The sequence below is a fragment of the Micrococcus sp. GPGPB33 genome, assembly GCF_037853785.1.
Lineage (GTDB): Bacteria > Actinomycetota > Actinomycetes > Actinomycetales > Micrococcaceae > Micrococcus > Micrococcus luteus.
The window spans coordinates 641,757-663,790 of sequence record NZ_JAQMWO010000002.1; the positions used below are offsets into that span (position 1 = coordinate 641,757).

Sequence of the window (22,034 nt, forward strand, 5' to 3'; positions counted from 1 at the left end):
ACGCGTGTAGTTCTCCACAGCGGTGGACAACCCTGTGGATGGCCGATCCGCACGATCCCGCCCGGAGACGAGTTGTCCCCGGAGTTGTCCACAGGTGTGGACACCCCTGTGGGAAGAAGTGCACACCCGGCTGTGGAGAACTCCGGGGACGGTCGGGGACGACGGTCTAGCCGAGCAGGCCGGCCACCGTGACCCGTGCGGCGCCGAGCACCGTGAGCGCCGCCAGCGCCGCCGCCACGACCACGAGGCCGGCTGCCTGGGCGCCCACGGACGGCACGCGCGCGCGGCCGGGCCGCAGCCCGCCGGCCAGGGAGAACACGACGGCGACGACGGCGCCCGTCAGCAGCCCGCCCACGTGCACCTGCCAGGCCACCCCGGGCAACAGGAACGAGAACACGAGGTTCAGGCCGATCAGCACGGCGATCGAGCGCACCTGGCCGCCCCGCACCCGGGTGAGCAGGAACAGGGCCGCGAACATGCCGTACACGGCGCCGGACGCCCCGACGACGGGCTGCAGCGGGTCCGAGACCCACAGCGCGAACACCGCGCCGCCCACGGCGGAGAGCACGTAGAGAGCGAGGAACCGCCACCAGCCCAGCGCGGGCTCGAGCACGCGCCCGATCACCCACAGCGCGAGCATGTTCAGCAGCAGGTGCGTGGGACCGGAGACGTCGTGCACGAGCGCGTAGGAGGCCATCCGCCACGGCTCCATGCCGTACGGGGACGTGTAGAGCCCGGCGTACCAGAGCGCCTCGGTCACGCCGGACGCCTGGTCCCGCGTCATCCACTGCGCCGCGTAGACCACCGCCGTGACCGCCAGCAGGATCCAGGTGACGGGCGAGGCGGCGAAGCCCGTCCGCCGTCGGACCGGGACCGACGCGGCGGCGCCGGCGGGAGCCACCGTCGGAGCAGGGCCGGCCACGACGCCGGACGCACAGTCCACGCAGACCGGTCCGGCCGCGGAGCCGGGACGCTGGCAGTCGAGGCACGCGGGGCGCCGGCAGACGGCGCAGCGCACATACGCGGCACGGCCCGGATGCCGCGGGCACACCGGGGGTGTGCCGTCCGCGGAGTCCGGGCCGTGCGGGTCAGAGGGGGTGGTGCTCACCGAGGGGCTGCTCAGGCCTCGTCGATGTCGATGGACTCGATGACGACGTCCTCGAGCGGGCGGTCACGGGGATCGGTGGCGACGGCGTTGAGCTCGTCCACGACCTTCTGGGAGGCCTCGTCCTTCACCTCGCCGAAGATGGTGTGCTTGCCGTTGAGCCAGCCGGTGGGCACGGAGGTGATGAAGAACTGCGAGCCGTTGGTGCCGGGGCCGGCGTTGGCCATGGCCAGCAGGTAGGGACGGTCGAACTGCAGCTCGGGGTGGATCTCGTCGCCGAACTGGTAGCCGGGGCCGCCGATGCCCATGCCGAGCGGGTCGCCGCCCTGGATCATGAAGTCCTTGATGATGCGGTGGAACACGGTGCCGGAGTACAGCGGGGCGCCGTTGTTCTTCTCACCGGTCTGCGGGTGGGTCCACTCCTGCTCGCCGGTGGCGAGACCCACGAAGTTCTTCACGGTCTTCGGGGCGTGGTTGCCGAACAGCTCGACGACGATGTCGCCGTGGTTCGTGTGGATGGTCGCGGTGTGCGTCTTGTTCGCCATGCGCCCCATTGTTCCATCCGCGGCGGCGGGCCGTCCGGATCCCGCCGTCCGGGGGCGGGTCTTCCGCGATCGGCGTACGCACTCCCGGCGTGCCGGGACCCGTGCCACGGCGGGGGTCGGCCACTAGGCTGGGCCTCGAGGACCACCGCGTTCAACGACCATCCAGAACCCACGGGAGGCATCACATGGCTCGCACGACCCTGCACGACGAGATCCAGCACGACGGCGGCGCGAACGCGTTCGTCGCACGCCAGGCGGAGAACCTGCGCCACTGGGCCGCCCCGAAGGTGGAGTCCACCCGCGCCTGGAGCGAGGTGGCCGCGGCCTACGGGCTGATCGGCGGCTCCGCCGCGGCCGAGGAGGGCCGCCGCAAGGCCCAGGACGCCAAGCAGGAGTACGGCCCCGTGGTCGAGCGTGGGGCGCGCAAGGCCGGCGAGGCCGTCGCGCACCAGTACGGGCTGCTGGCCCCCGCCGTCGCCAAGGGCGTGGACACCGTCCAGGACTTCCTCGAGCACCTGCAGGCCCAGGCGCAGGACGCCGGCCACGAGGTGCAGCAGCAGTTCGCCGCGGCGCGCAAGGACGCTGAGAAGGCCGCGAAGAAGGGCCGCCATCGTGGGGGCCGCAAGGCCAAGCAGCTGCGCCGGGACGGCCGCCAGGCCGCCAAGGGCGCCCGTAAGGACGCGCAGCGGTCCGCCGCCCTGTTCAGCGACCGCGCTGGCCAGGCCAAGGACGCCGCCGCCGCGGGCGGCCTGACCCTCGCCGGCCTCCTCGCCACGGGTCTGTCCGCGCTGCAGGAGCAGGGCGGGAAGGTGGGCCCGCAGGTGCAGGCCCGCCTGGCCGACGCCGGCGACTACGCCCAGCGCCGCAAGGAGGAGGTCCTCCCCGTGGCCGCCGCCCGCCTGGCCGACGGTGCCGCGCACGCCCGCAAGACCGCCCACGACGTCGAGGTCCCGGACGCCCTGGAGCAGGCCCTGATCAGGCTCACCGGGGACAAGGCGATCGTGCAGCGCCTGCGCAAGGGTGCCGAGCAGTACGCCGGCGCGGCCGAGAAGGACCTGAACCGTGCCGCCGGTCGCCGGACCTCCCGCTCGGGTGGCCGCGCCTGGATCGTCGCGGGCATGGCGGCCGCCGCCGCCGGCGCCGGCTACGCCCTGTGGCGCCTGACCAAGCCGGTGCAGGATCCGTGGACCGCCCCGGTCCCGGGCCCGATCACCGCGAACATCCCGGTGGTGGAGGCGAACAACCCCTACGCCCAGCAGCAGAAGGTCGTGGCCGAGGCCGGCTCGGCCGCGGCGGGCGAGGGCGTGCGCGTGGACACCGCCGCCCCGGACCCGGTGGCCGCCGCCAACGCCAAGGTGCTGGGCGTCCAGCCCGGGCAGCAGCGCTGACCCGCTCCCCCGCGCCCTGAGCGCGCAGCGGACGGCACCCGGCCCGCGCATCCTCGGCAGGACCGAGGGGGCGCGGGCCTTGTCCACCGCCGGGAGCACGCGGGAGGCTGGGAGCGCCCGGGATCCCGACGCCGGGCGGAGGAGTGATCTGCATGAGCACGACCCTGACCCTCTTCGGCCACTCGGCCGTCCGCCTCGAGAAGGCCGGCCGGCGCCTCGCGTTCGACCCCGGCGCGTTCAGCGACGCGGCGGTCCTGGACGGCGCGGACGCCGTCCTCGTGACGCACGGCCACCCGGACCACGTGGTCCCCGAGCAGCTGGCCCGGGCGCTGGCCGGCACGGAGGCGCACGTCTGGGCGCCACGGGACCTCACGGGGCCGCTGGCGGAGGCGGGGCTCGCCGCCGGGCGCGTGCACACGGCCGTCCCCGGAGAGACGTTCGAGGCCGCCGGCTTCCGGGTGGAGGTGCTCGGCGGGGAGCACGCGGTGATCCACGCCGAGGTGCCGCGCCCGGTCAACGTGTCCTACCTCGTGGACGGGGCCGTGCTGCACCCCGGCGACTCGTTCACGGTGCCGGACGCCGACGTCGAGGTGCTCCTGCTGCCCGCCGCCGCGCCGTGGCTGCGCATCGCGGACGTGGTGGACCAGATGCGGGCCATCGCGGCGACGCACACCCGCCCCATCCACGACGGCATCCTCAGCGAGGACGGCAAGGGCGTGGTGGATCGGGTGCTCTCGGGCCTCGCCGAGGGCGTGACCGACTACCGGCGCCTGGCCCCCGGGGAGCCCTGGACGTTCTGAGGCACGGGAAGGCGACGGCGGCCGGCCCGGGGCCGGTCACCAGCTGAGGGTGATCTCCAGCTCGGCGTCGCCGCCGTCCTCGACCTCGAGCTCCACCTCGAGGCCCACGCGGTCCGGGACGGTGACGACGACGTCGCGGCCGCCGTGCTCGATCCGCACGTCGTTCTGCCGGGAGAGCTGGTCGGCGAGGTCGCGCAGGCGTGCGGCGGCCTGCTCGCGGCTGAGGGTCTGCTGCTGCTCGTGCTCGAAGAGGTCCTTGCCCATGGCACCGACGGTAGTCGCTGGGCGGGGCGTGCGCGACGGACGGGCCCCGGCGCGGCCGACGCCGGGGCCCGTGCGGGTCAGCGGGACGCGGCCGGGGTGAGGGCGGGATCGTCGTCGCGGTGGATCTCGAAGCCGGGCGCCCGGTAGGTGGGCTCCCGGCGCTTGAGAGCGCGGATGACGAGCAGGGTCACCGGCACGATGAGGATCTCCACGAACGTCTTGTAGACGAAGCCGGTCACCGTGTAGTTCGCCAGTTCCAGCAGCGAGATGGTGCCGGCGAAGGCGATGGTGCAGAAGATCAAGGTGTCGAAGAACTGGCCGACCACGGTGGAGAGGATGAGCCGGAAGGCCACGTGCCGTTCCTTCATGCGCTCCTTGAGGCGGACCACGATGGACGCGTTGAGCAGGGAGCCCACGAGGAACGCGACGAAGCCGGCCACGGTGATCCTCAGCATCGGCGCGAGGGCCTGGTCCCACACCTCGAAGCCCTCGACGGGCGTGGTCCAGGAGACCACCGTGTAGGTGAGGGCGGCGAGCACGAGCATGGCGAAGCCGAGGACGATGGCGCGGCGGGCCCGGCGCCAGCCGTACACCTCGGCGAGGATGTCGCCGACGATGTACGCGAACGGGAACAGGAAGGCGCCGCCGTCGAAGATGAGGGGGCCGCCGTCGTAGAAGAGGTCCGAGATGACCGGGACGGTGGGGCCGTAGAAGAGCTTGGCCGCGGTGACGCCGGAGAGGATGAGGAGGGCGATGAAGACGCCCACGAAGATGTCGTAGTAGCTCGCGGGCACCCGGGCGTAGGCCGGAGTGCCCTGCCCAGAGGCGGGTCGGTCGGGGGACGGGGTGTCGATGGTGGTGTTCACCGGACCATCCAACACCACACACGACGACGGCGGGCACGGTGGGCGGGTCCGTCCCCGCCCTGGGCAGACGAAAGGGCCCGGGAATCTCACGACTCCCGGGCCCTTCTTCGGTGGAGGCAAGAGGACTCGAACCCCTAACCCCCTGCTTGCAAAGCAGGTGCGCTACCAATTGCGCCATGCCCCCGTGAGGACCGGTCAGTCCTCCGGAGCCGGCTCGACGCCGTCGGCGTCCTCCGGCAGGTCGTCCGTGGCCGTGGCCGTCTACCCGCTGGCGTTCTACAGCTCGATGCACTGGGCCGGCGTCGCCATCGGCTCCGTCGTCTCCCTCGCCTCGGCTCCCCTGGCCTCCGGGCTGCTGGAACGGATCGTGGAACACCGACGCCTCAGCCGGTGATGGATGCTCGCCGCCGCCCTGGGCGTCACCGGCGCCGCTCTGCTGTGCCTGTCCCAACTCGACCAGGAGGCCGCATCGTCGACCGCGACCCTCGCCGGCGTCCTGCTCGGGCTGGTCGCCGGCGCCACCTACGCGACGTACTCCTGGGCGGCGCACCGCCTCATCCACGACGGCATCAGCCGGGCGGCCTCGATGGGCGCCGTGTTCGGTGCGGGCGGGGCGCTGCTGCTGCCCGTCCTCGTCATCACCGGAGCGCCCCTGATCGCCACCCCGCAGGCCTTCGCGGTGGCCGCCTACATTGCCCTGGTCCCGATGTTCCTCGGCTATGTGCTCTTCGGCTACGGCCTCACCCGTGTGCCCGCCAGCACCGCGACCACGATCACCCTCACCGAGCCGGCCGTCGCCGCGATCCTCGCCGTCGCCGTCGTCGGCGAACGCCTCACCCCCGTGGGCTGGACCGGCCTCGGCATCATAGCCGCCGTCCTCTTCATTCTCGCCCTCACACCTACCAACACGACCGCAGACCGGCACGGCCGCACGCCGACGACCGAAGCGATCCAGCCCTCGGCCGCACAACGAAAGTGAAGCGCCCTGGGTTTCGTTCCGACCTACTTCCTCAAGGAGGATCGGATCATGCCCCAGAAGTACACCCCCGAGTTCAAGGCAAGAGCCCTGAAGCTCATCGAAGAACGCGTCCGCGCCGAGCAGTGCTCCGCCTGGGTCGCCTGCACCGCCGTTGGCGAAGCCCTCGGCGGGATCTCCCCACACACCCTGCGGAACTGGTGGAAGCAAGATCGCGTCGATCAGGGCGAGGCTCCAGGGCTGAGCACCGCTGAAGCCGAGGAGATCACCAAGCTGCGCAGAGAGAACCTCGAGCTGCGCCGCGCGAACGAGATCCTGCGCAAAGCCTCAGCTTTTTTCGCAGCGGAACTCGACCGCCCCACGACGAGATGATCCGGTTCATCGACGAACACCGCGATCAATTCGGGGTCGAGGCCATCTGCCGCGTGCTCAGCGCGACGGAGTGTGGGTTCATCACCTCTCGCGGCTACCGGGCCGCGAAGAGACGGCCTGCCTCCGAGAGGGCTCTACGAGACGAGCTCCTCATCGAGGAGCTCGAGCGGATCCACGCGGAGAACTACAGCGTCTACGGGGTCCGGAAGATGCACCACGCGATGCGCCGCGCCGGGTGGGAGATCGGCCGGGACCAGGTCGCCCGACTGATGAAGCTCGCCGGCGTGGAAGGGGTGCGGCGCGGACGTACGCCGGTCACCACGAGGCCGACTGGTGAGCCGGATACCCGCCCTGACTTGGTGGAGCGGCAGTTCACCGCGGATGGCCCGCATCAGCTCTGGGTCGCTGACATCACCTACGTCAGGATCCTGGCCGGGTTCTGCTATGTCGCGTTCATCACCGACGTGTACTCCCGGCGCGTCGTGGGATGGGCGGTCTCGGGCAGCCTGCACACCGCAGGCCTGCCCCTGCTGGCCCTGGAGCACGCGCTGGTCTCCACCGGCGCTACCCGCGGGCGGCAGGGCCTGATCCACCACTCGGATCGGGGAAGCCAGTACGTCAGCTTGGCATATTCAGACGCGCTCATCACCGCCGGGGTGAGCGCTTCGGTGGGCACCGTGGGCGACTCCTACGACTGTCAGTCTCTGAGGGCCGGATTCCGCGAGGATGAGGAAGTCCTGGCCGTGGTGCTCTGACCCATCTCTACGATTGACCCACATGGTGTCTTGGCGTTGATCTGTCGGGCCCGCGGCCGGGCACGTACGACCACTGCCGCCGGTCCGGGCGTGACCTGATAGGAGCCTGGAGCATTTTCGTGACCGTGTCCCCGTGACAGTCCTGTCCGCCCACCGGCGTCGGTGCCGCCCCCGCACCCGTAGCCGAAGGACAGCCTCGTACATGAGCCAGATCGCCCCCACCCGTTCCGGTCACGTCGTGATCGGCGTGGACACCCACAAGCACATCCACGTGGCCGCCGTCATGGACTCGATCGGTGGGATTCTCGCGACCGGCACGATCGCCACCGACCGTGCCGGTTACCAGCAGCTACTGGAATGGGCCGCGGACTACGGCACCATCATCGCGTTCGGCATCGAGGGCACAGGCTCCTACGGGGCTGGTCTGGCCTCGTACATCCGTCGCCAGGGGCACAAGGTCGTGGAAGTCTCGCGCCCAGACCGACGCCTGCGTCGGTTGAACGGGAAGTCCGACACCTTGGACGCTGAGAACGCGGCCCGCGCAGTCCTCGCGGGTTTCGCTACCGCCACGCCCAAGAGCGCCGACGGGAGCGTGGAAATGATCCGTCAGCTCAAAGTCGCTCACGACACTGCGGTCAAAGACCGCTCTGCAGCGATGATCACGTTGAAGGCGATGCTCGTGCACGCCGAAGAGAATCTACGCAAGGTACTGCAGGGGAAGACGCAGAAGATGATCGCCCGCCGCTGCGCTTCCCTGCGCCCCCGCGCGCTGAGCACGCCGGAGGAGGCCAATCGTCATGTGCTCCGGTCGCTGGCCAGGCGGTGGCTGTCGTTAAACGAGGAGATCCTCGAGCTCGAGGCCATGATCAAGGGGCTCGTGATCGCGCGTGCGCCGCACCTGCTCGACCAGTTCGGGATCGGCGTGGACACGGCAGCGGAGATCCTCATCGTGGCCGGGGACAATCCCGAACGGATCAAGAGCGAGGCAGCATTCGCCAAGCTCGCCGGCATCAGCCCCGTGCCTACAGGCTCAGGGATGAGCAGCGGAAAACATCGGATCAATCATGGCGGTCACCGTCAGCTGAACGCAGCCATCTACAGGACAGTCATCGTGCGGATGCGCTTCCATGAGCCCACGATCGCCTACGTGGCACGACGCACCGCGGAGGGCAAGTCCAAGCGAGACATCATTCGCTGCCTCAAGAGGTACGTGATCCGCGAGGTATACCACCTCGTGAAGACCAACCCTCGCACCGGTCAGATCGCGAGTTGACAACTATAGGAGCATCAACGCCCTGGCCGAGAGCGTGAACGGGCTCTACAAGGCCGAACTCATCCACTCCAAGCGGATCTGGGAGTCCGTGTAGGCGGTGGAGCTGGCCACCATGGGGTGGGTGCACTGGTGGAACACCACCCGCCTCCACGAGACCCTCGGCTACCGCACTCCCGCAGAAGTTGAGACGGCCTACACTCACGACCAGGATTCAGCGCCCGTTGCGTCCTGACCTCGGAACGAAACCCAGGGCGCTTCACATCGAGTGTATCGACGTGCCACGAGCGACCCCTTCGCGCGTCTATCAGGATCGACTCGTCCCGTCCCACCCCTTTACGGAACCCCAAATGGCGATATCATCGCCATATGACGATTGATGCGATCCCGGCCGAGCCTCAGTTCGAGGTGGCAGACAGTCATGCCGCGCTCTTCCATGCCCTCGCCGAACCCACACGCTTGGCTCTCCTCCAGCACCTCTCGACCGGTGAGCACCGAGTTCGCGACCTTGTCGAACACATGCACCTTGCCCAGTCGACCGTCAGCAAGCATCTCTCGTGCCTGCGCGACTGCGGTCTGGTCACCGCGCGCACTGAAGGCCGCGCTTCCTGGTTCACCCTCGCCGATCTGCCCCGACTAAAGGGCCTGCTCGAGGTGGCGGACGACCTGCTCGACACCTCCGGGACCACCCTCTCCCTGAAGAACCACCGCGATCACGAGAACCTCGAGGACGGGGACCTCTGATGAGCTCAGGACACGACCATTCGCACGGCGGCAGCGGGTCGAGCACCGCCCGGACGCGACTCGCCATCGCCTTCGCCATCACCTCCGTCATCGTGCTCGCGCAAGCGATCGGGAGCGTCGTCACCGGAAGTCTTGCCCTGCTCACGGACACGGCGCACGCCCTCGTCGACGCCTCCGGACTGCTGGTCGCGCTGATCGCGGCGACCATGATGTTGCGCCCGGCCAGCAGCAGCCGAACCTGGGGATTCGCTCGCATCGAGGTACTGGCAGCCTTGGCCCAGGCCACGCTCCTGATCGTGGTCGGCACCTACACCGCCGTCGAGGGTATCTCGCGACTAACCGACCCCCCGGACGTCCCCTCAGGAGAGCTGCTCATCTTCGGTGTGATCGGCCTGGTCGCGAACATCGCCGCGATCCTCATCCTGGCCGGAGGCAAGGACTCGAGCCTCAACATGCGTGCCGCGTTCCTCGAGGTTCTCAATGACGCTCTCGGTTCGCTCGGCGTGATCACGGCCGCGATCGTGATCCAGCTGACCGGATTCCAACAGGCCGATGCACTGGCTGGTTTGTTCATCGCCGCGCTGATCGTGCCTCGGGCGTTCCGCATCATGGCCGAAACACTGCGGATCCTCATGGAGTACACCCCGAAGGGAGTGGATCTCGATCAGGTGCGCGAGCACATCCTCGCTCTCGACCACGTCCAGGACGTCCACGACCTGCACGCCTCAGCGATCGGGAGCAATCTGCCGATCTTCTCGGCTCACGTCGTCGTCGGGGAGGAGTGCTTCGAATCAGCCCACGCACTGCGGATCCTCGAAGAGGTCCATGTCTGCGTCAGGACGCACTTCCCGATCGCGTTCGAGCACGCCACGATCCAACTGGAGAGCCCGTCGGTGCATCGAGGTGAATCCGAACGTCCCTTGCACACTTAGCGCCCACGGATCCGCACTCCTCCTAACCGCAGGCGAGGGCGACAAAACGGCGCGCACCCCACTCGATGGTGGGGTGCGCGCCGCGGGTAGTCGCTGGGCTCAGCGGAAGGAGACGAAGGTGGGATTACCCCAGATGGTGCGCTCGGTGACAGCCCAGTACGTGATCCGCGAGGTATACCACCTCGTGAAGACCAACCCTCGCACCGGTCAGATCGCGAGTTGACAACTATAGGAGCATCAACGCCCTGGCCGAGACCGTGAACGGGCTCTACAAGGCCGAACTCATCCACTCCAAGCGCGTGTGGGAGTCCGTGCAGGCGGTCGAACTGGCCACCATGGGGTGGGTGCACTGGTGGAACACCACCCGCCTCCACGAGACCCTCGGCTACCGCACTCCCGCAGAGGTCGAGGCCGCCTACACTCACGACCAGGATTCAGCGCCCGTTGCGTCCTGACCTCGGAACGAAACCCAGGGCGCTTCAGTCAGCGATGGCTATCGCGTGCTGTGCTTCGAGAAGGATGCATCGTATGTTCCGCTGGTCCAGTCACGGCTGGACCGGTAGCCGAGCCGTGGTCGCGGAGCTTCTGGCGACGAACGACCTTGCGCCATCTCACCTCCGTGCTTTCAAACGGGGCCACGGCGTAGTTGCATGTTCGAGGATATTCTGAGGTCATGTCCGTCTCTGAGTTGTCCGCGAGCACCCAGAACTATTTGAAGGCTGTGTGGGGTCTGACGGAGTGGTCGTCGGTGCCGGTGACGCCGACGCTGATCGCGGAGCGGACGGGATTGAAGCTCTCGTCGGTCTCTGATGCTGTCCGTAAGCTCTCTACGCAGGGTCTTGTCGAGCATGCTCCTTACGGGTCGGTGGAGTTGACGGAGACGGGGCGCTCCTACGCGCTGGCGATGGTACGTCGGCATCGGTTGATCGAGTCGTTCCTCGTCAGTGTCTTGGGCTACTCGTGGGATCAGGTGCATGATGAGGCTGAGCACCTTGAGCATGCGGTGTCGGATTTCATGATCGACCGGATCGATGAGTTCTTGGAGTTCCCCACCCGCGATCCTCATGGTGACCCGATCCCGTCCGCTGACGGGACGGTGCAGATCCCGGATGCGACACAGTTGACCGGAGTCGGGGCGGGGCACCGGGTGGTGGTCGAGCGTATTTCGGACTCGGACCCGGCGCTGCTGCAGTTCTTCGAAGAGCATGGTTTCGTAATCGGATCAACGCTGGAGATCGGCGAAGGTGCCCCGTTCTCGGACGCGCTGGACGCGCGAGTTACGGGATCGGACACCTCGGTAGCACTGGGGCGTTCGGCGACAGATGCACTCTATGTGTCTGTCGTGGCCAGTTGATGCGGTCACCGCGCAGCTTCGTCGTGGAGTGATGCATGGAGCACGCCTGCTCCGGCAGGGAGCAACGTGCCATGCCATTCCGCCGAGCGGACCTTGATGATGTCGTTTTCCGCTGTGCAGGCCTGGATGCGTGACCGTGTGTCGGGGCGAGGGTGTCGCTCGTCGAGGAAGACCAGTGTTTCGAGTGGTGCGTCGGCGACGCGCGTGATCCTCACGGGAGCCCATCGCGGGCGTGCGAGTTCCCGCAGACGGGCATCTCGGCGGGATTCGATGTGACCGTCTGGGGTGGGGATGGGTTGCCCGTAGGGGTCGTGGGTGGGCTGGTCGAGGGAGGCTTCGATTCGCTGGAGGAAGCGGGGTGAGCTGCTGGCTTCCAATGCGTCGGCATTGGCGGCGAGTTCGCTCCAGGGCAGGTCGAGGGCGTCGTGGAGGAAGCACCGAAGTATCCGGTTCGTCCGCACTGCCCGCATCGCTTCGAGGTGTCCCGTAGGAGTGAGGGAAAGGCTTTTGTACCGTTCGTGGTCGACGAGACCGTCATCGACGAGTCGCTTCACCTGTTCGGACACGCTCCCCGGCACGAAACTCAGCGCACGGGCAATGCCCGTCACCGTAACCGGAGCGTCACTGTTCTCAGTCAGGGACCAGATGGCACGGAGATAGCGTGCTCTGGTCCCTGACCGGTCGCTCTTGCCGCGCATGCGGGATACCCCTACTGAGCGGAAACGAGTGCCCGTCTGCGGCGTGTGCTCATGATCCGGGTTCCGATGAGACCGTGCCGGGGGCTGAAAAAGTAGACGAGCGCGAACACGGCTCCCTGCGCGAGGACGACCATGCCACCGGAGGCGGTGTCGAGGTAGTAGCTCAAGTACAGGCCGACGACGGCGCAGGCTGCGGAGATCACGGGAGCGATAACGAGCATGCGCCCGAACCGGTCCGTGAGTAGGTATGCGGTAGCTCCCGGGATGATGAGCATCGCCACGACCAGGATGACGCCAACGGCCTGGAGGGCGACGACGGCGGTGAGCGCGAGGAGACCGAGGAGCGCCGCGCCGAGGATCTTCGGATTCAGTCCGATGGCGTGGGCGTGGGTGGGGTCGAAGGCGTAGAGGGTGAAGTCGCGGCGCTTGGTGACGAGGATCGTGAAGGTGATCGCGCCGAGGATGATGACCTGGATGAGGTCGGCCCAGGACACGCCGAGCAGGTTGCCGAAGATGATGTGGTTCAGGTCGGTCTGCGACGGGGTCACGGAGATCAGCACGAGCCCCAGAGCGAACAGTGTCGTGAACACGATCCCGATCGCAGCGTCCTCCTTGACCCGACTGGTGTCCCTCACCGCGCCAATGAGGGCGACCGCGAGGAACCCGAAGATCACCGCTCCGAGGGCGAAGGGTGCGCCGACGATGTAGGCGAGCACGACCCCAGGGAGGACGGCGTGGGAGACGGCGTCGCCCATGAGCGACCAGCCGATCAGGACGAGCCAGCAGGAGAGCACCGCGCACACGATCGAGGCGATCAGGGTGGTCGCGAGGGCGCGCACCATGAAGTCGTAGCTGAGCGGCTCGAGGAAGAAGTCGATCAGGTTCATCAGTTGTCGCCTCGGTTCAGGACGTCCAGCCCGAAGGCCAGAGCAAGGTTGTCGGGCCGGAGTACCTCATCAGGGTCGCCGTGCATGAGCACGCGGCGCATCAGGAGCACGGCTTCGTCAGCCAGGGCGGGCAGGGCGTGGAGATCGTGGGTGGAGACGAGGATCGTCGCCCCGTCGTCGGCGAGTTCGCGCAGCAGCCGGGTGATCGTGGCCTCGGAGCGTTTATCGACCCCGGCGAACGGCTCATCCAACAGCAGGATCGACGCGCCCTGGGCGATCCCCCTGGCCACGAACGCCCTCTTCTTCTGGCCACCGGAGAGCTGCCCAATCTGCCGGTCCGCGTACTCAGTGAGCTCCACCCGCTCCAAGGCGTGGTCGACGGCGTCGTGGTCGGCTTTCTTCGCGTGGCGGGTGAATCCCATGTGTCCGTAGCGGCCGGTCATGACGACATCGCGTACGGTCACTGGGAATGCCCAGTCGACGTCCTCGCTCTGCGGCACATAGCCGACGGCCCCCGACTTGCGTGCCTTCGTCGGGTTCTCACCGTTGACGCGGACCGTGCCGGAATCGGGACGCAGCAAACCCATGATCGTCTTGAACAGCGTCGACTTCCCCGATCCGTTCATGCCCACGAGTCCGCACACGCGTCCTGCCTGGATGTCGAGGGTGGCGTGGTCGAGGGCGAGGACCTCGCCGTAGTGGACCGTGACGTCATGTACCGAGATCGCGGTCGTCATCAGTTGCGTGCCGTCAGCGCGTCGATGATGGTGGTCGCATCGTGGCGGATCAGCTCCAGGTAGGTCGGGACCGGCCCGTCCGCTTCGGACAGGGAGTCGACGTACAGCACACCACCGAACTCGGCGTCGGTCGCTTCGACGACCTGCTGCATCGGGGCGTCGGACACGGTGGACTCGCAGAACACCGCGGGTACGTCGCCTGCGCGTACGAACTCGATCGCGGAGGTGATCTGCTGCGGGGTGGCCTGCTGCTCCGCGTTGACCGCCCAGATGTACTTCTCGGTCAGCCCGGCGTCCCGGGCGAGGTAGGAGAACGCACCTTCGCAGGTCACCAACGCCCGCTGGTTCTCGGGCAGGACCGACAGCTCGTCGACCAGCTCATCCTGCACCGTCTGCAACTCGGCCTTGTACGCCTCGCCGTTGGCCTCGTATTCGCTCGCGTTGTCGGGGTCGAGGTCGCTGAACGCCTCGACCATGTTGTCGACGTAGATCTGCACGTTCACCGGACTCATCCACGCGTGCGGGTTCGGCATCCCCGCGTAGGCATCCTCGCTGATGTCGATCGTCTCGACCCCCTCGCTGACCACGACGTGGGGCACATCCAACCCGTCGACGAACTGCGCGAACCACGCCTCCAGATTCATCCCGTTGTCGAGAATCAGATCCGCCTCCGACGCTCTGCGGATGTCTCCGGGGTGGGCTCGTAGCCGTGGATCTCCGCCCCTACCTTCGTGATCGACTCCACCCTCAGGTTGTCACCGGCGACGTTCTCGGCGATGTCCGCGAGAACGGTGAACGTCGTCAGCACCACGGGACGCTCATCGTCAGCTCCTGCATCGTTCTCGCCGGATGTTGCGCATCCGGCGAGAGAGAGCGCGAGCACGGACGCTGCCAGCAGCGGCAGGGAACGGCGGGAGAAGAAGCGGGAGTTTCGTGGCATGGATGGTTCCTTAGCTGAGCGGGTGACGAGGTGCGGGGTGGAAGTTCACGTGAGCGGTGGAAGCGGAGGGCTTGGGGGCGGGCCAGCGCGATGGGATGCGGCGATGAAGTGGTCGAGCTTGTCGGGTGCTTCTCCGCGCAGGTAGACGCCGAGCATGCGCAGGAGGTTCAGCATCACCGTTTCGGGGTCGGACGACGTTCGCAACAGGCGGGCCGCAGCGGCGTGGTCAGCGTCGCGCACGGACTGAAACAAGGTGATGGCCTCCAGCCACGCACCCTCACTGCGCTCGCCCACATACGTTCGTCCCATGCCACACATCCTAGTGTTCGGTGTGCCGTAGTTCCAAACATGGGCGTGGCATAGACAAATAAACTACATTGATGTTATTACTAGATACGCCACTCCGAACATCGGTGATGGGCTGACCCCGTTTCGTAGGTCCAGTCGTTATGAGAGTCGTCCTGTTGCCCGCGGTCGCGGGCAGGGAGACTGGTCAGATCATGACGAACAGCAGGAAGCGTCACACCCCCGAGCAGGTCGTCCGTAAGCTCGGGCAGGCCGACAGGATGCTCGCCGATGGTCAGGACGTCGCGGCGGTGTGCCGGGAGCTCGGGGTGTCCGAGCAGACGTACTACCGGTGGCGGAACCAGTACGGCGGCCTCAAGGCCGACGACGCAAAGCGCCTGAAGGAGCTGGAGAAGCAGAACGCGACCCTGAAGCGTCTGCTCGCGGAAGCGGAGCTGGAGAAGGCCGCGCTCAAGGAGCTGGCTGAGGGAAACTTCTAAGCCCGGACAGGCGCCGCGCCGCCGTCGATCACCTCAAGCGCAAGTTGCGGGTGAGCGAACGGATGGCGTGCCGTCTGGTCGGGCTGAGCCGCTCCGCGTACCGGCGACCGCTCAAGGGCGACACGGTCGCGGACCCGGATCGGGCGCTCAGGGAGTGGCTGCGCGCCTGGGCGAAGGGCCATCCCCGCTACGGGTATCGGCGGGCGTATCACGACGCCCGCGCCGAGGGGTGGGTGGTGAACCACAAGAAGATCCAACGCCTGTGGCGTGACGAAGGGCTCCGGGTCCCGCAGCGGCGTCGACGCAAGCGCGTCGGGTCCTCGACCGTCGACGCGCCGACGGCGGACGCGCCGAACGTGGTGTGGGCGGTGGACTTCCAGTTCGACGCCGACGAGCACGGACGACCGATCAAGATCTGCTCGATCGTCGACGAACACACCCGGGAGTGCATCGGCGGGCTCGTGGAGCGCTCGATTACCGCCGACCGACTCACCGCCCACCTCGAGGACCTCGTCGCCGCCCGGGGCGCCCCGGCGGTGCTCAGGTCGGACAACGGGCCGGAGTTCATCAGCGAGGCGATGGCCGACTGGGCCGGCACCCGCACCGGCCTGTCCTACATCCCTCCGGGCTCGCCGTGGCGCAACGGGTACGTCGAGTCGTTCAACAGCCGGATCCGCGACGAGTGCCTCAACATCAACAGCTTCTACTCGCTGCTGCACGCACAGGTCATCATCGGCGACTGGAAGGACGAGTACAACCACCACCGCCGGCACTCCTCGCTCGGCTACCTAACCCCAGCCGAGTACGCTCGGCAGTGCACCCATCAAATGGAAACCGACGACTCACAGAACGTCCGGACCGAATGAAGGGGGCGGCTCAGTGAGGCACAACATGTAGTGGTTGGTGGCGTGGTGCGTCACAGCCCTGGGAGCGAGGAGGACCGCCATGCCAGCCCCGTCAGCATCCGGGCGCGCAGCGCTCTCGGTGCGCGAGCTCGCCACCGCCCAGTCGCCTGATCTCGTGTTCTTCTCGAGCGTGTCGGAGAACACCCGCCGGTTCGTCGAACGGCTCGACCGGCCCGCCGTGCGCATCCCGCTACGCCTTCGTGCCGAAGGACTGATTCGAGTGGCACGGCCGTACGTGCTGGTCGTCCCCACGTACGGCGGCGGGGAACGAGCCGGGGCGGTTCCGAAACAGGTGATCTCGTTCCTGAACGACCCGGCGAACCGGGCCCTCATCCGGGGGATGATCACGGCGGGGAACACGAACTTCGGTGAGTGAAGCGTCCCGGGTTTCGTGCCGCTCCTATGTGGGTGCCAGCTCTCGGTTGAGGGCGGCGTAGTAGGCAGTCTCGTACTCGGCCGGGGTGGTCATAGCCAGGGACGAGTGGAGCCTTCGATTGTTGTACCACTCGACCCATCCGGCGGTGGCGTACTCGACGTCGGCGATGGTCTTGTACGGGCCGTTGTGGAAGATCGTGGTGGTGATGCACTCGGTCTTGTACAAGCCGATGACGCATTCCATGAGCGCGTTGTCATACGCATCGGCGACGGTCCCGATGGACGCGGCGATGCCCTCGGCGGCCAGGTGCTCGGCGAAGCGAAGGCTCGTGTACTGCGACCCGGCATCGCTGTGCGCGATCAGCTCGCCGGGCTGCACAGGGTGCCCGTGCCGGTCACGGTCCCACAACGCGATCCGCAGCGGGGTCAGGACCAGCGGGGTCGTCTTGGCCGTCGCGGCATGCCAGGCGAGGATTCTCTGCGAGTAGCAGTCCAGCACGAACGCGACGTATACGAAGCCCGCCCACGTGCGCACATAGGTGAAGTCCGCGACCCACTTCGTGTTCGGCGCGGCCGCGGTGAAGTCTCGATTGAGCAGGTCACCGGCACGGCAGCCGTCCTTGGCCGGGACGGTGGTGCGCACTGGCCTGCCTCGACGCACACCGTTCATCCCCGCAACCCGCATGAGCCGGTCCACACGAGCGGCGCCGACCTGGTGACCTTCTCGACGCAGCCACGCGGTCATCTTCCGACGCCCGTACAGCCCTTCCGGGGTGCCGACAAGGTCGTGCAGGACGTTGAGCAGGACCGCGTCGGACGTGTCACGAGCCGACGCGCTGCGGCGGCGCCACGCCCGGTAGGTGCGTGCGGCGATCTGACAGCCCTCCTGACGGAGCACCCTGCAGATCGACTCGACCGCATGCCCCTTGGCGCGCATCTGATCGATGAATCCCATGATCATCGGTTGCGGGGGTCGAGCTCCCCCGCGAAGAAAATCGAGGCCTTGCGCAGGATCTCGTTGTCCTCCCGCAATCGCTTGACCTCGCCGCGCAGGCGCTTGAGCTCGGCCAGGTCATCGCTGGTCGGCCCGTCCTTGAGGCCGGCGTCGACGCGGTGCTGACAGACCCAGCGGCGCAAGGTCTCGCGCCCCACGTCGACCTTCGGCGACACCAAAGCCACGGCCTTCGTGACTGACCCGGCTTCCTCGACACGGTCCAGGACCATCCGCACCGCGCGGTCCTTCACCTCGGGATCGAACTTCTTCGGCATGAACAACATCCTCTCGAACTCGAAAGGAAGCGGCATCACACCCGGGACGCTTCAGTACAACTCAAGCCGGTCTTCGTGCCGGTCCTCCGCGAGTCATCTGGTCCCGCCGCCTGAGCGACGAAGGGCCATTCGCCCCTGCCCGGATTCGTCCGGGTGGGGGCATTTTCATGCCCGCGGCCACTTCCGAAGGCGGGTCGGCCCCTTGTCCTGCGCCACAACTGCGGGAGAAGGCGGTTCTGGGGGCCGTTGGAGGGCATGAAAAAGGGGTCCGAGCCGCATCATCTGCGACTCGGGCCCCTCGGTGCTTCATTTCCTGGGTTCGTCGCTCCCATTCCCTGAAACACCCTCGGTGGAGGCAAGGGGACTCGAACCCCTAACCCCCTGCTTGCAAAGCAGGTGCGCTACCAATTGCGCCATGCCCCCGTGAGGACGGGTCAGTCCTCCGGTGCCGGCTCGACGCCGTCGGCGTCCTCCGGCAGGTCGTCCGTGGCCGTGGCCCAGACGTCCTTCCCCGCACTGTTCTCCCGCCAGAAACGCGCCCCATAGGCGGCTGCCGCGGCGCTGACCACGAGGGCCACGCGTGCCAGTCGACCCATGGGAAGACCTCCGGAGACGAACGGAGCCCCAGCGGACCGGGGCTCTGTGTGGTGGGAGTGGGCGTACCAAGACTTGAACTTGGGACCTCTTCGTTATCAGCGAAGCGCTCTAACCGCCTGAGCTATACGCCCTCACCGTCGCTCACGGCTGACGCCGTTCACAACAAGGAGATGACTGTACAGGAACGCCGACGCCCCGCGCAAATCCGCGCGGGGCGTCGTCGAGGGTCTGCTCAGTCGTCCGTCAGCGTGACGCCGAGGCCGCCCACGAGGCTCGCGCAGAGGTTGTAGAGCAGCGCGGCCACGGTGGCCAGGGCGGTCAGCAGGATGACGTTGACCACGGCCAGCACGGTGGCCAGCGAGGTCACGGTGCTCAGCGGGGCCAGGGACGCCACGGTGTAGCGCCCGGCCTCGGAGCCGAGCACGGTGCCGATCACGTCGTTGACCCTGTCGAAGATCCCGAGGACGTCGGACAGCGAGTACAGCGCCACCGCCGCCACCACCGTGAGGATGCCCAGCGCCACCGAGAGCAGGAACGCCAGCTTCAGCACGGACCACGGGTCCACCCGGGTCAGGACCAGGCGGGCGCGGCGCACCTTGGCCTTCGGGACGGCGCGGACCAGGTCCTCCTGCGAGGACCCGCTGGCCTTGCGCACCGGGCGGCCGGACCGCGGCTCGGCGGCCTTCCCGGTGCTCCGCCCCTGGCCGGGACGCGACGACGCGGACGTGCTCACTGCTCTCCTCCGTCTGCACCCTCACCGGCGTCCTGCGTCAGGGCGTCCTCCGGTGCGGCTACGGGGTCGGTCGGGTCGATGTCTGCGTCCAAGGGTACATCCGGCCCCGCCTCGGCCTCGGCGTCCGCCTTCGCCTCCATCTCCTGCTCATTGTTCAGGGTGACGGCGACGATCCGGTCCCGCTTGTCCGGCTTGGCGAAGATCACGCCCATCGTGTCGCGGCCCTTGGCCGGCACGCCGGCGACGGAGGAGCGCACCACCTTGCCCGAGGCCATCACCACGAGGACCTCCTGGTCCTCGCGCACCACGAGACCGCCGGCGAGCTCGCCGCGGTCGTCCACGAGCTTGGCGACCTTGATGCCGAGGCCGCCGCGGTTCTGCAGGCGGTACTCGTCCACGTGGGTGCGCTTGGCGAAGCCGCCGTCCGTGACGGTGAAGACGTAGCCGTCCTCCTCCACCACGTCCATGGTCAGCAGGGAGTCGTCGTCGCGGAACTTCATGCCCGTCACGCCCGAGGTCGCACGGCCCATGGGACGCAGCGCCTCGTCCGTGGCGGTGAACCGCAGGGACTGGCCCTTGTGCGAGATCAGGATGAGGTCGTCGTCGGGCGAGACCACGCGGGCCGAGACCAGCTCGTCCCCCTCACGCAGCTTGATGGCGATCAGGCCGGCGGTGCGGTTCGTGTCGTAGTCCAGCAGCGGCGTCTTCTTCACGAGGCCGCCGCGCGTGGCGAGCACGAGGTACGGGGCCCGGCCGTAGTCCACGAGCGGCTGGATCTGGGCGATCCGCTCGTCCGGCTGGAACGCGAGCAGGTTGGCCACGTGCTGGCCCTTCGCGTCGCGGCCGGCCTCGAGCAGCTCGTACGTCTTGATGCGGTACACGCGGCCGAAGTTCGTGAAGAACAGCAGCCAGTGGTGCGTGGACACGGTGAGGAAGTGCTCGACGACGTCGTCGCCGCGCAGCGTCGCCCCGCGCACGCCCTTGCCGCCGCGCGCCTGGGACCGGTACTGGTCGATCCGGGTGCGCTTGACGTAGCCGCCGCGGGTGATGGAGACGACCATCTCCTCCTCGGGGATCAGGTCCTCGATGGACATGTCCCCGTCGAAGCCGGCCATGATCTCGGTGCGGCGGTCATCGCCGTGCTTGGCCACGATCTCGGCGAGCTCCTCGGAGATGACCTCGCGCTGACGCTGCGGGGACTCCAGGATCCGGTTGTACTCGGCGATCTTCGCCATGAGGTCGTCGTACTCGTCCTGGATCTTCCGGGACTCCAGGGCGGCGAGCTGGCGCAGCTGCATCTGCAGGATGGCCTGGGCCTGGACGTCGTCGATGTCCAGGAGCTCCTTGAGGGCCTCGCGGGCCACGTCCGCCGAGGCCGAGCGGCGGATGGTCGCGATGACCTCGTCCAGCATGTCCAGGGCCTTGAGCAGGCCGCGCAGGATGTGCGCGCGCTCCTCGGCCTTGCGCTTGCGGAACGCGGTGCGGCGCACGATCACGTCGATCTGGTGCTTCACCCAGTGGTGCACGAAGCCGTCCAGGGACAGGGTGCGCGGCACGCCGTCCACGAGCGCGAGCATGTTGGCCGAGAAGTTCGACTGCAGCTCGGTGTGCTTGTAGAGGTTGTTCAGCACCACCTTGGCGACGGCGTCGCGCTTGAGCACGATCACCAGGCGCTGGCCGGTGCGGCCGGAGGTCTCGTCGCGCATGTCCGCGATGCCGTTGATCTTGCCGTCCCGCACCATCTCCGCGATCTTCGCGGCGAGGTTGTCCGGGTTGGTCATGTAGGGCAGCTCGGTGACCACGAGGCACGTGCGGCCCTGGATCTCCTCCACGTTGACCACAGCGCGCATGGTGATGGGGCCGCGGCCGGTCCGGTAGACCTCCTCGATGCCCTTGCGGCCCAGGATCTGCGCGCCCGTGGGGAAGTCGGGGCCGTGCACGCGGGCCAGGAGCGCCTCGAGCAGCTCCTCGCGGGTGGCCTCGGGGTGCTCGAGGTACCACTGCACACCCGCGGCCACCTCGCGCATGTTGTGCGGCGGGATGTTCGTGGCCATGCCGACGGCGATGCCCGAGGAGCCGTTGACCAGCAGGTTCGGGTACCGGGCGGGCAGGACGACGGGCTCCTGCTGCTTGCCGTCGTAGTTGTCCTGCATGTCGACGGTGTCCTCGTCGATGTCCCGGACCATCTCCATGGCCAGCGGGGCCATCTTGGTCTCGGTGTAGCGCTGGGCGGCCGCCCCATCGTTGCCCGGGGAGCCGAAGTTGCCCTGGCCGAGCGCCAGAGGGTAGCGCTGGACCCAGTCCTGGATGAGGCGCACGAGGGCGTCGTAGATCGCGGTGTCGCCGTGCGGGTGGTAGTTGCCCATCACGTCGCCCACCACGCGGGCGGACTTGTTGAACGCGCGGTCCGGGCGGTAGCCGCCGTCGTACATCGCGTAGAGCACGCGACGGTGCACGGGCTTGAGGCCGTCGCGCACGTCCGGCAGCGCGCGGCCGACGATCACGGCCATCGCGTAGTCCAGGTACGAGCGCTTCATCTCCGACTCGAGGTCGACGGGCTCGACCTTGTCGGCGGCGCCCTCGGGGAGCACGTAGTGCTCGACCTCGATGTCCAGGCCGGTCTGCGGGGGCTGCGGGGTCGGGGCGCCCTCGACGGGCTCGTCCGGGGTCTGGGGGTGGTCTCGTCGCTCACGCGGGTCCTCTCGTGCTCCCCGCGACGGCGGGGAGGGTGGTCGGC

General features: G+C 68.1%; 22 protein-coding genes, 3 tRNA genes, 5 pseudogenes and 2 other annotated features. Of the genes and pseudogenes, 13 read left to right on the forward strand and 17 right to left on the reverse strand.

Annotated features, from left to right (window positions below):
- Nucleotides 1-166: 166 nt before the first annotated feature.
- Both POD19_RS03040 and POD19_RS03045 read right to left on the reverse strand, forming a co-directional pair.
- Nucleotides 167-1,108 carry a rhomboid family intramembrane serine protease gene (locus POD19_RS03040; protein WP_012750684.1) on the reverse strand — a complete coding sequence of 314 codons (942 nt, stop codon included), beginning with the start codon at nucleotides 1,106-1,108 and terminating at the stop codon, nucleotides 167-169.
- A gap of 11 nt (nucleotides 1,109-1,119) precedes the next feature.
- On the reverse strand, nucleotides 1,120-1,650 hold the full coding sequence (locus POD19_RS03045; protein ID WP_010079725.1) for a peptidylprolyl isomerase: 531 nt from the start codon (nucleotides 1,648-1,650) through the stop codon (nucleotides 1,120-1,122).
- Nucleotides 1,651-1,835: 185 nt separating this feature from the next.
- Between POD19_RS03045 and POD19_RS03050 the strand changes: the two genes are divergently transcribed.
- Nucleotides 1,836-3,038, forward strand: a complete 1,203-nt coding sequence (locus POD19_RS03050) for a hypothetical protein (RefSeq protein ID WP_020624436.1) — start codon at nucleotides 1,836-1,838, stop codon at nucleotides 3,036-3,038.
- A gap of 152 nt (nucleotides 3,039-3,190) precedes the next feature.
- Nucleotides 3,191-3,838, forward strand: coding sequence for an MBL fold metallo-hydrolase (locus POD19_RS03055; protein WP_144819061.1), 648 nt, complete (start codon nucleotides 3,191-3,193; stop codon nucleotides 3,836-3,838).
- A gap of 36 nt (nucleotides 3,839-3,874) precedes the next feature.
- On the opposite strand, the gene POD19_RS03060 is transcribed toward POD19_RS03055, so the two are convergent.
- The 3 genes from POD19_RS03060 to POD19_RS03070 all read right to left on the reverse strand — a co-directional run bounded on the left by POD19_RS03060 (nucleotide 3,875) and on the right by POD19_RS03070 (nucleotide 5,152).
- Entirely contained in the window at nucleotides 3,875-4,102 is a 228-nt protein-coding gene (locus POD19_RS03060; RefSeq protein ID WP_041103461.1) for an amphi-Trp domain-containing protein, read from the reverse strand.
- 77 nt (nucleotides 4,103-4,179) lie between these two features.
- Nucleotides 4,180-4,968 carry a queuosine precursor transporter gene (locus tag POD19_RS03065; protein WP_041103459.1) on the reverse strand — a complete coding sequence of 263 codons (789 nt, stop codon included), beginning with the start codon at nucleotides 4,966-4,968 and terminating at the stop codon, nucleotides 4,180-4,182.
- A gap of 111 nt (nucleotides 4,969-5,079) precedes the next feature.
- Nucleotides 5,080-5,152 (reverse strand) — tRNA-Ala (locus POD19_RS03070).
- Here POD19_RS03070 and POD19_RS03075 point away from each other — a divergent pair.
- The 5 genes and pseudogenes from POD19_RS03075 to POD19_RS03095 all read left to right on the forward strand — a co-directional run.
- Complete coding sequence (locus tag POD19_RS03075) at nucleotides 5,153-5,362, forward strand: hypothetical protein (protein WP_308219441.1); 210 nt, start codon at nucleotides 5,153-5,155, stop codon at nucleotides 5,360-5,362.
- A gap of 3 nt (nucleotides 5,363-5,365) precedes the next feature.
- Nucleotides 5,366-5,947: an EamA family transporter gene (locus POD19_RS03080; protein ID WP_308219442.1), complete on the forward strand. Its 582-nt coding sequence runs from the start codon at nucleotides 5,366-5,368 to the stop codon at nucleotides 5,945-5,947.
- A 48-nt stretch (nucleotides 5,948-5,995) separates the two neighbouring features.
- Nucleotides 5,996-7,011 (forward strand): annotated as a pseudogene (locus tag POD19_RS03085) (IS3 family transposase); the annotation flags it as partial.
- Nucleotides 6,274-6,370: a sequence feature (AL1L pseudoknot), on the forward strand. Its footprint overlaps the pseudogene before it by 97 nt.
- A gap of 262 nt (nucleotides 7,012-7,273) precedes the next feature.
- Entirely contained in the window at nucleotides 7,274-8,344 is a 1,071-nt protein-coding gene (locus tag POD19_RS03090) for an IS110 family transposase (RefSeq protein WP_041103455.1), read from the forward strand.
- Between the two features lie 16 nt (nucleotides 8,345-8,360).
- Nucleotides 8,361-8,576, forward strand: a pseudogene (locus tag POD19_RS03095) (integrase core domain-containing protein); the annotation flags it as partial.
- Between the two features lie 101 nt (nucleotides 8,577-8,677).
- Here the strand turns inward: POD19_RS03095 and POD19_RS03100 are convergent.
- Nucleotides 8,678-8,866 carry a hypothetical protein gene (locus POD19_RS03100; RefSeq protein WP_340309518.1) on the reverse strand — a complete coding sequence of 63 codons (189 nt, stop codon included), beginning with the start codon at nucleotides 8,864-8,866 and terminating at the stop codon, nucleotides 8,678-8,680.
- Here POD19_RS03100 and POD19_RS03105 point away from each other — a divergent pair.
- The 4 genes and pseudogenes from POD19_RS03105 (at nucleotide 8,801) to POD19_RS03120 (ending at nucleotide 11,371) form a co-directional block, all read left to right on the forward strand.
- Nucleotides 8,801-9,085: an ArsR/SmtB family transcription factor gene (locus tag POD19_RS03105; protein ID WP_230297576.1), complete on the forward strand. Its 285-nt coding sequence runs from the start codon at nucleotides 8,801-8,803 to the stop codon at nucleotides 9,083-9,085. The genes POD19_RS03100 and POD19_RS03105 overlap by 66 nt on opposite strands.
- Nucleotides 9,085-10,017, forward strand: coding sequence for a cation diffusion facilitator family transporter (locus POD19_RS03110; RefSeq protein WP_041103451.1), 933 nt, complete (start codon nucleotides 9,085-9,087; stop codon nucleotides 10,015-10,017). The genes POD19_RS03105 and POD19_RS03110 overlap by 1 nt, the downstream gene beginning before the upstream one ends.
- A 206-nt stretch (nucleotides 10,018-10,223) precedes the next feature.
- A pseudogene (locus tag POD19_RS03115) lies at nucleotides 10,224-10,472 on the forward strand (integrase core domain-containing protein); the annotation flags it as partial.
- Nucleotides 10,473-10,690: 218 nt separating this feature from the next.
- The gene (locus POD19_RS03120; protein WP_041103449.1) at nucleotides 10,691-11,371 is read left to right on the forward strand and encodes a metal-dependent transcriptional regulator; all 681 of its coding nucleotides are present in this window, start codon (nucleotides 10,691-10,693) and stop codon (nucleotides 11,369-11,371) included.
- Between the two features lie 5 nt (nucleotides 11,372-11,376).
- On the opposite strand, the gene POD19_RS03125 is transcribed toward POD19_RS03120, so the two are convergent.
- The 5 genes and pseudogenes from POD19_RS03125 to POD19_RS03145 form a co-directional block, all read right to left on the reverse strand.
- The gene (locus tag POD19_RS03125) at nucleotides 11,377-12,069 is read right to left on the reverse strand and encodes a metal-dependent transcriptional regulator (protein ID WP_080772556.1); all 693 of its coding nucleotides are present in this window, start codon (nucleotides 12,067-12,069) and stop codon (nucleotides 11,377-11,379) included.
- An 11-nt stretch (nucleotides 12,070-12,080) separates the two neighbouring features.
- Nucleotides 12,081-12,956 carry a metal ABC transporter permease gene (locus POD19_RS03130; protein ID WP_041103446.1) on the reverse strand — a complete coding sequence of 292 codons (876 nt, stop codon included), beginning with the start codon at nucleotides 12,954-12,956 and terminating at the stop codon, nucleotides 12,081-12,083.
- Nucleotides 12,956-13,696: a metal ABC transporter ATP-binding protein gene (locus POD19_RS03135; protein ID WP_228063070.1), complete on the reverse strand. Its 741-nt coding sequence runs from the start codon at nucleotides 13,694-13,696 to the stop codon at nucleotides 12,956-12,958. The genes POD19_RS03130 and POD19_RS03135 overlap by 1 nt, the downstream gene beginning before the upstream one ends.
- Nucleotides 13,693-14,633: pseudogene (locus POD19_RS03140) on the reverse strand (metal ABC transporter substrate-binding protein). Before POD19_RS03140 ends, POD19_RS03135 begins: the two are co-directional and overlap by 4 nt.
- 45 nt (nucleotides 14,634-14,678) lie before the next feature.
- Entirely contained in the window at nucleotides 14,679-14,942 is a 264-nt protein-coding gene (locus POD19_RS03145) for a hypothetical protein (RefSeq protein WP_041103440.1), read from the reverse strand.
- A 191-nt stretch (nucleotides 14,943-15,133) separates the two neighbouring features.
- Between POD19_RS03145 and POD19_RS03150 the strand changes: the two genes are divergently transcribed.
- Nucleotides 15,134-16,284 (forward strand): IS3 family transposase gene (locus tag POD19_RS03150; protein WP_340309499.1). Its coding sequence is split into 2 segments (ribosomal slippage): nucleotides 15,134-15,404 and nucleotides 15,404-16,284, totalling 1,152 coding nucleotides; the frame shifts between segments, so codons are not numbered across the junction.
- A 79-nt stretch (nucleotides 16,285-16,363) separates the two neighbouring features.
- Nucleotides 16,364-16,696: pseudogene (gene nrdI / locus POD19_RS03155) on the forward strand (class Ib ribonucleoside-diphosphate reductase assembly flavoprotein NrdI); the annotation flags it as partial.
- A 27-nt stretch (nucleotides 16,697-16,723) separates the two neighbouring features.
- Here nrdI and POD19_RS03160 read toward each other — a convergent pair.
- The 6 genes from POD19_RS03160 to gyrA all read right to left on the reverse strand — a co-directional run bounded on the left by POD19_RS03160 (nucleotide 16,724) and on the right by gyrA (nucleotide 21,834).
- Nucleotides 16,724-17,967, reverse strand: a protein-coding gene (locus tag POD19_RS03160; RefSeq protein ID WP_144819063.1) for an IS3 family transposase whose coding sequence is annotated in 2 segments (ribosomal slippage) — nucleotides 16,724-17,694 and nucleotides 17,694-17,967 — 1,245 coding nt in all. Because the reading frame shifts where the segments join, the coding sequence is not laid out codon by codon here.
- Nucleotides 17,564-17,698, reverse strand: a sequence feature (AL1L pseudoknot). Its footprint overlaps the gene before it by 135 nt.
- A gap of 350 nt (nucleotides 17,968-18,317) precedes the next feature.
- Nucleotides 18,318-18,390, reverse strand: a tRNA-Ala gene (locus POD19_RS03165).
- Between the two features lie 11 nt (nucleotides 18,391-18,401).
- A complete protein-coding gene (locus POD19_RS03170; RefSeq protein WP_181161587.1) occupies nucleotides 18,402-18,563 on the reverse strand; it encodes a hypothetical protein in 162 nt (53 codons plus the stop codon).
- A gap of 58 nt (nucleotides 18,564-18,621) precedes the next feature.
- A tRNA-Ile gene (locus POD19_RS03175) sits at nucleotides 18,622-18,695 on the reverse strand.
- A 101-nt stretch (nucleotides 18,696-18,796) separates the two neighbouring features.
- A complete protein-coding gene (locus tag POD19_RS03180; protein ID WP_010079768.1) occupies nucleotides 18,797-19,297 on the reverse strand; it encodes a DUF3566 domain-containing protein in 501 nt (166 codons plus the stop codon).
- A complete protein-coding gene (gyrA, locus tag POD19_RS03185) occupies nucleotides 19,294-21,834 on the reverse strand; it encodes a DNA gyrase subunit A (protein WP_445299763.1) in 2,541 nt (846 codons plus the stop codon). The genes POD19_RS03180 and gyrA overlap by 4 nt, the downstream gene beginning before the upstream one ends.
- Nucleotides 21,835-22,034 lie beyond the last annotated feature (200 nt).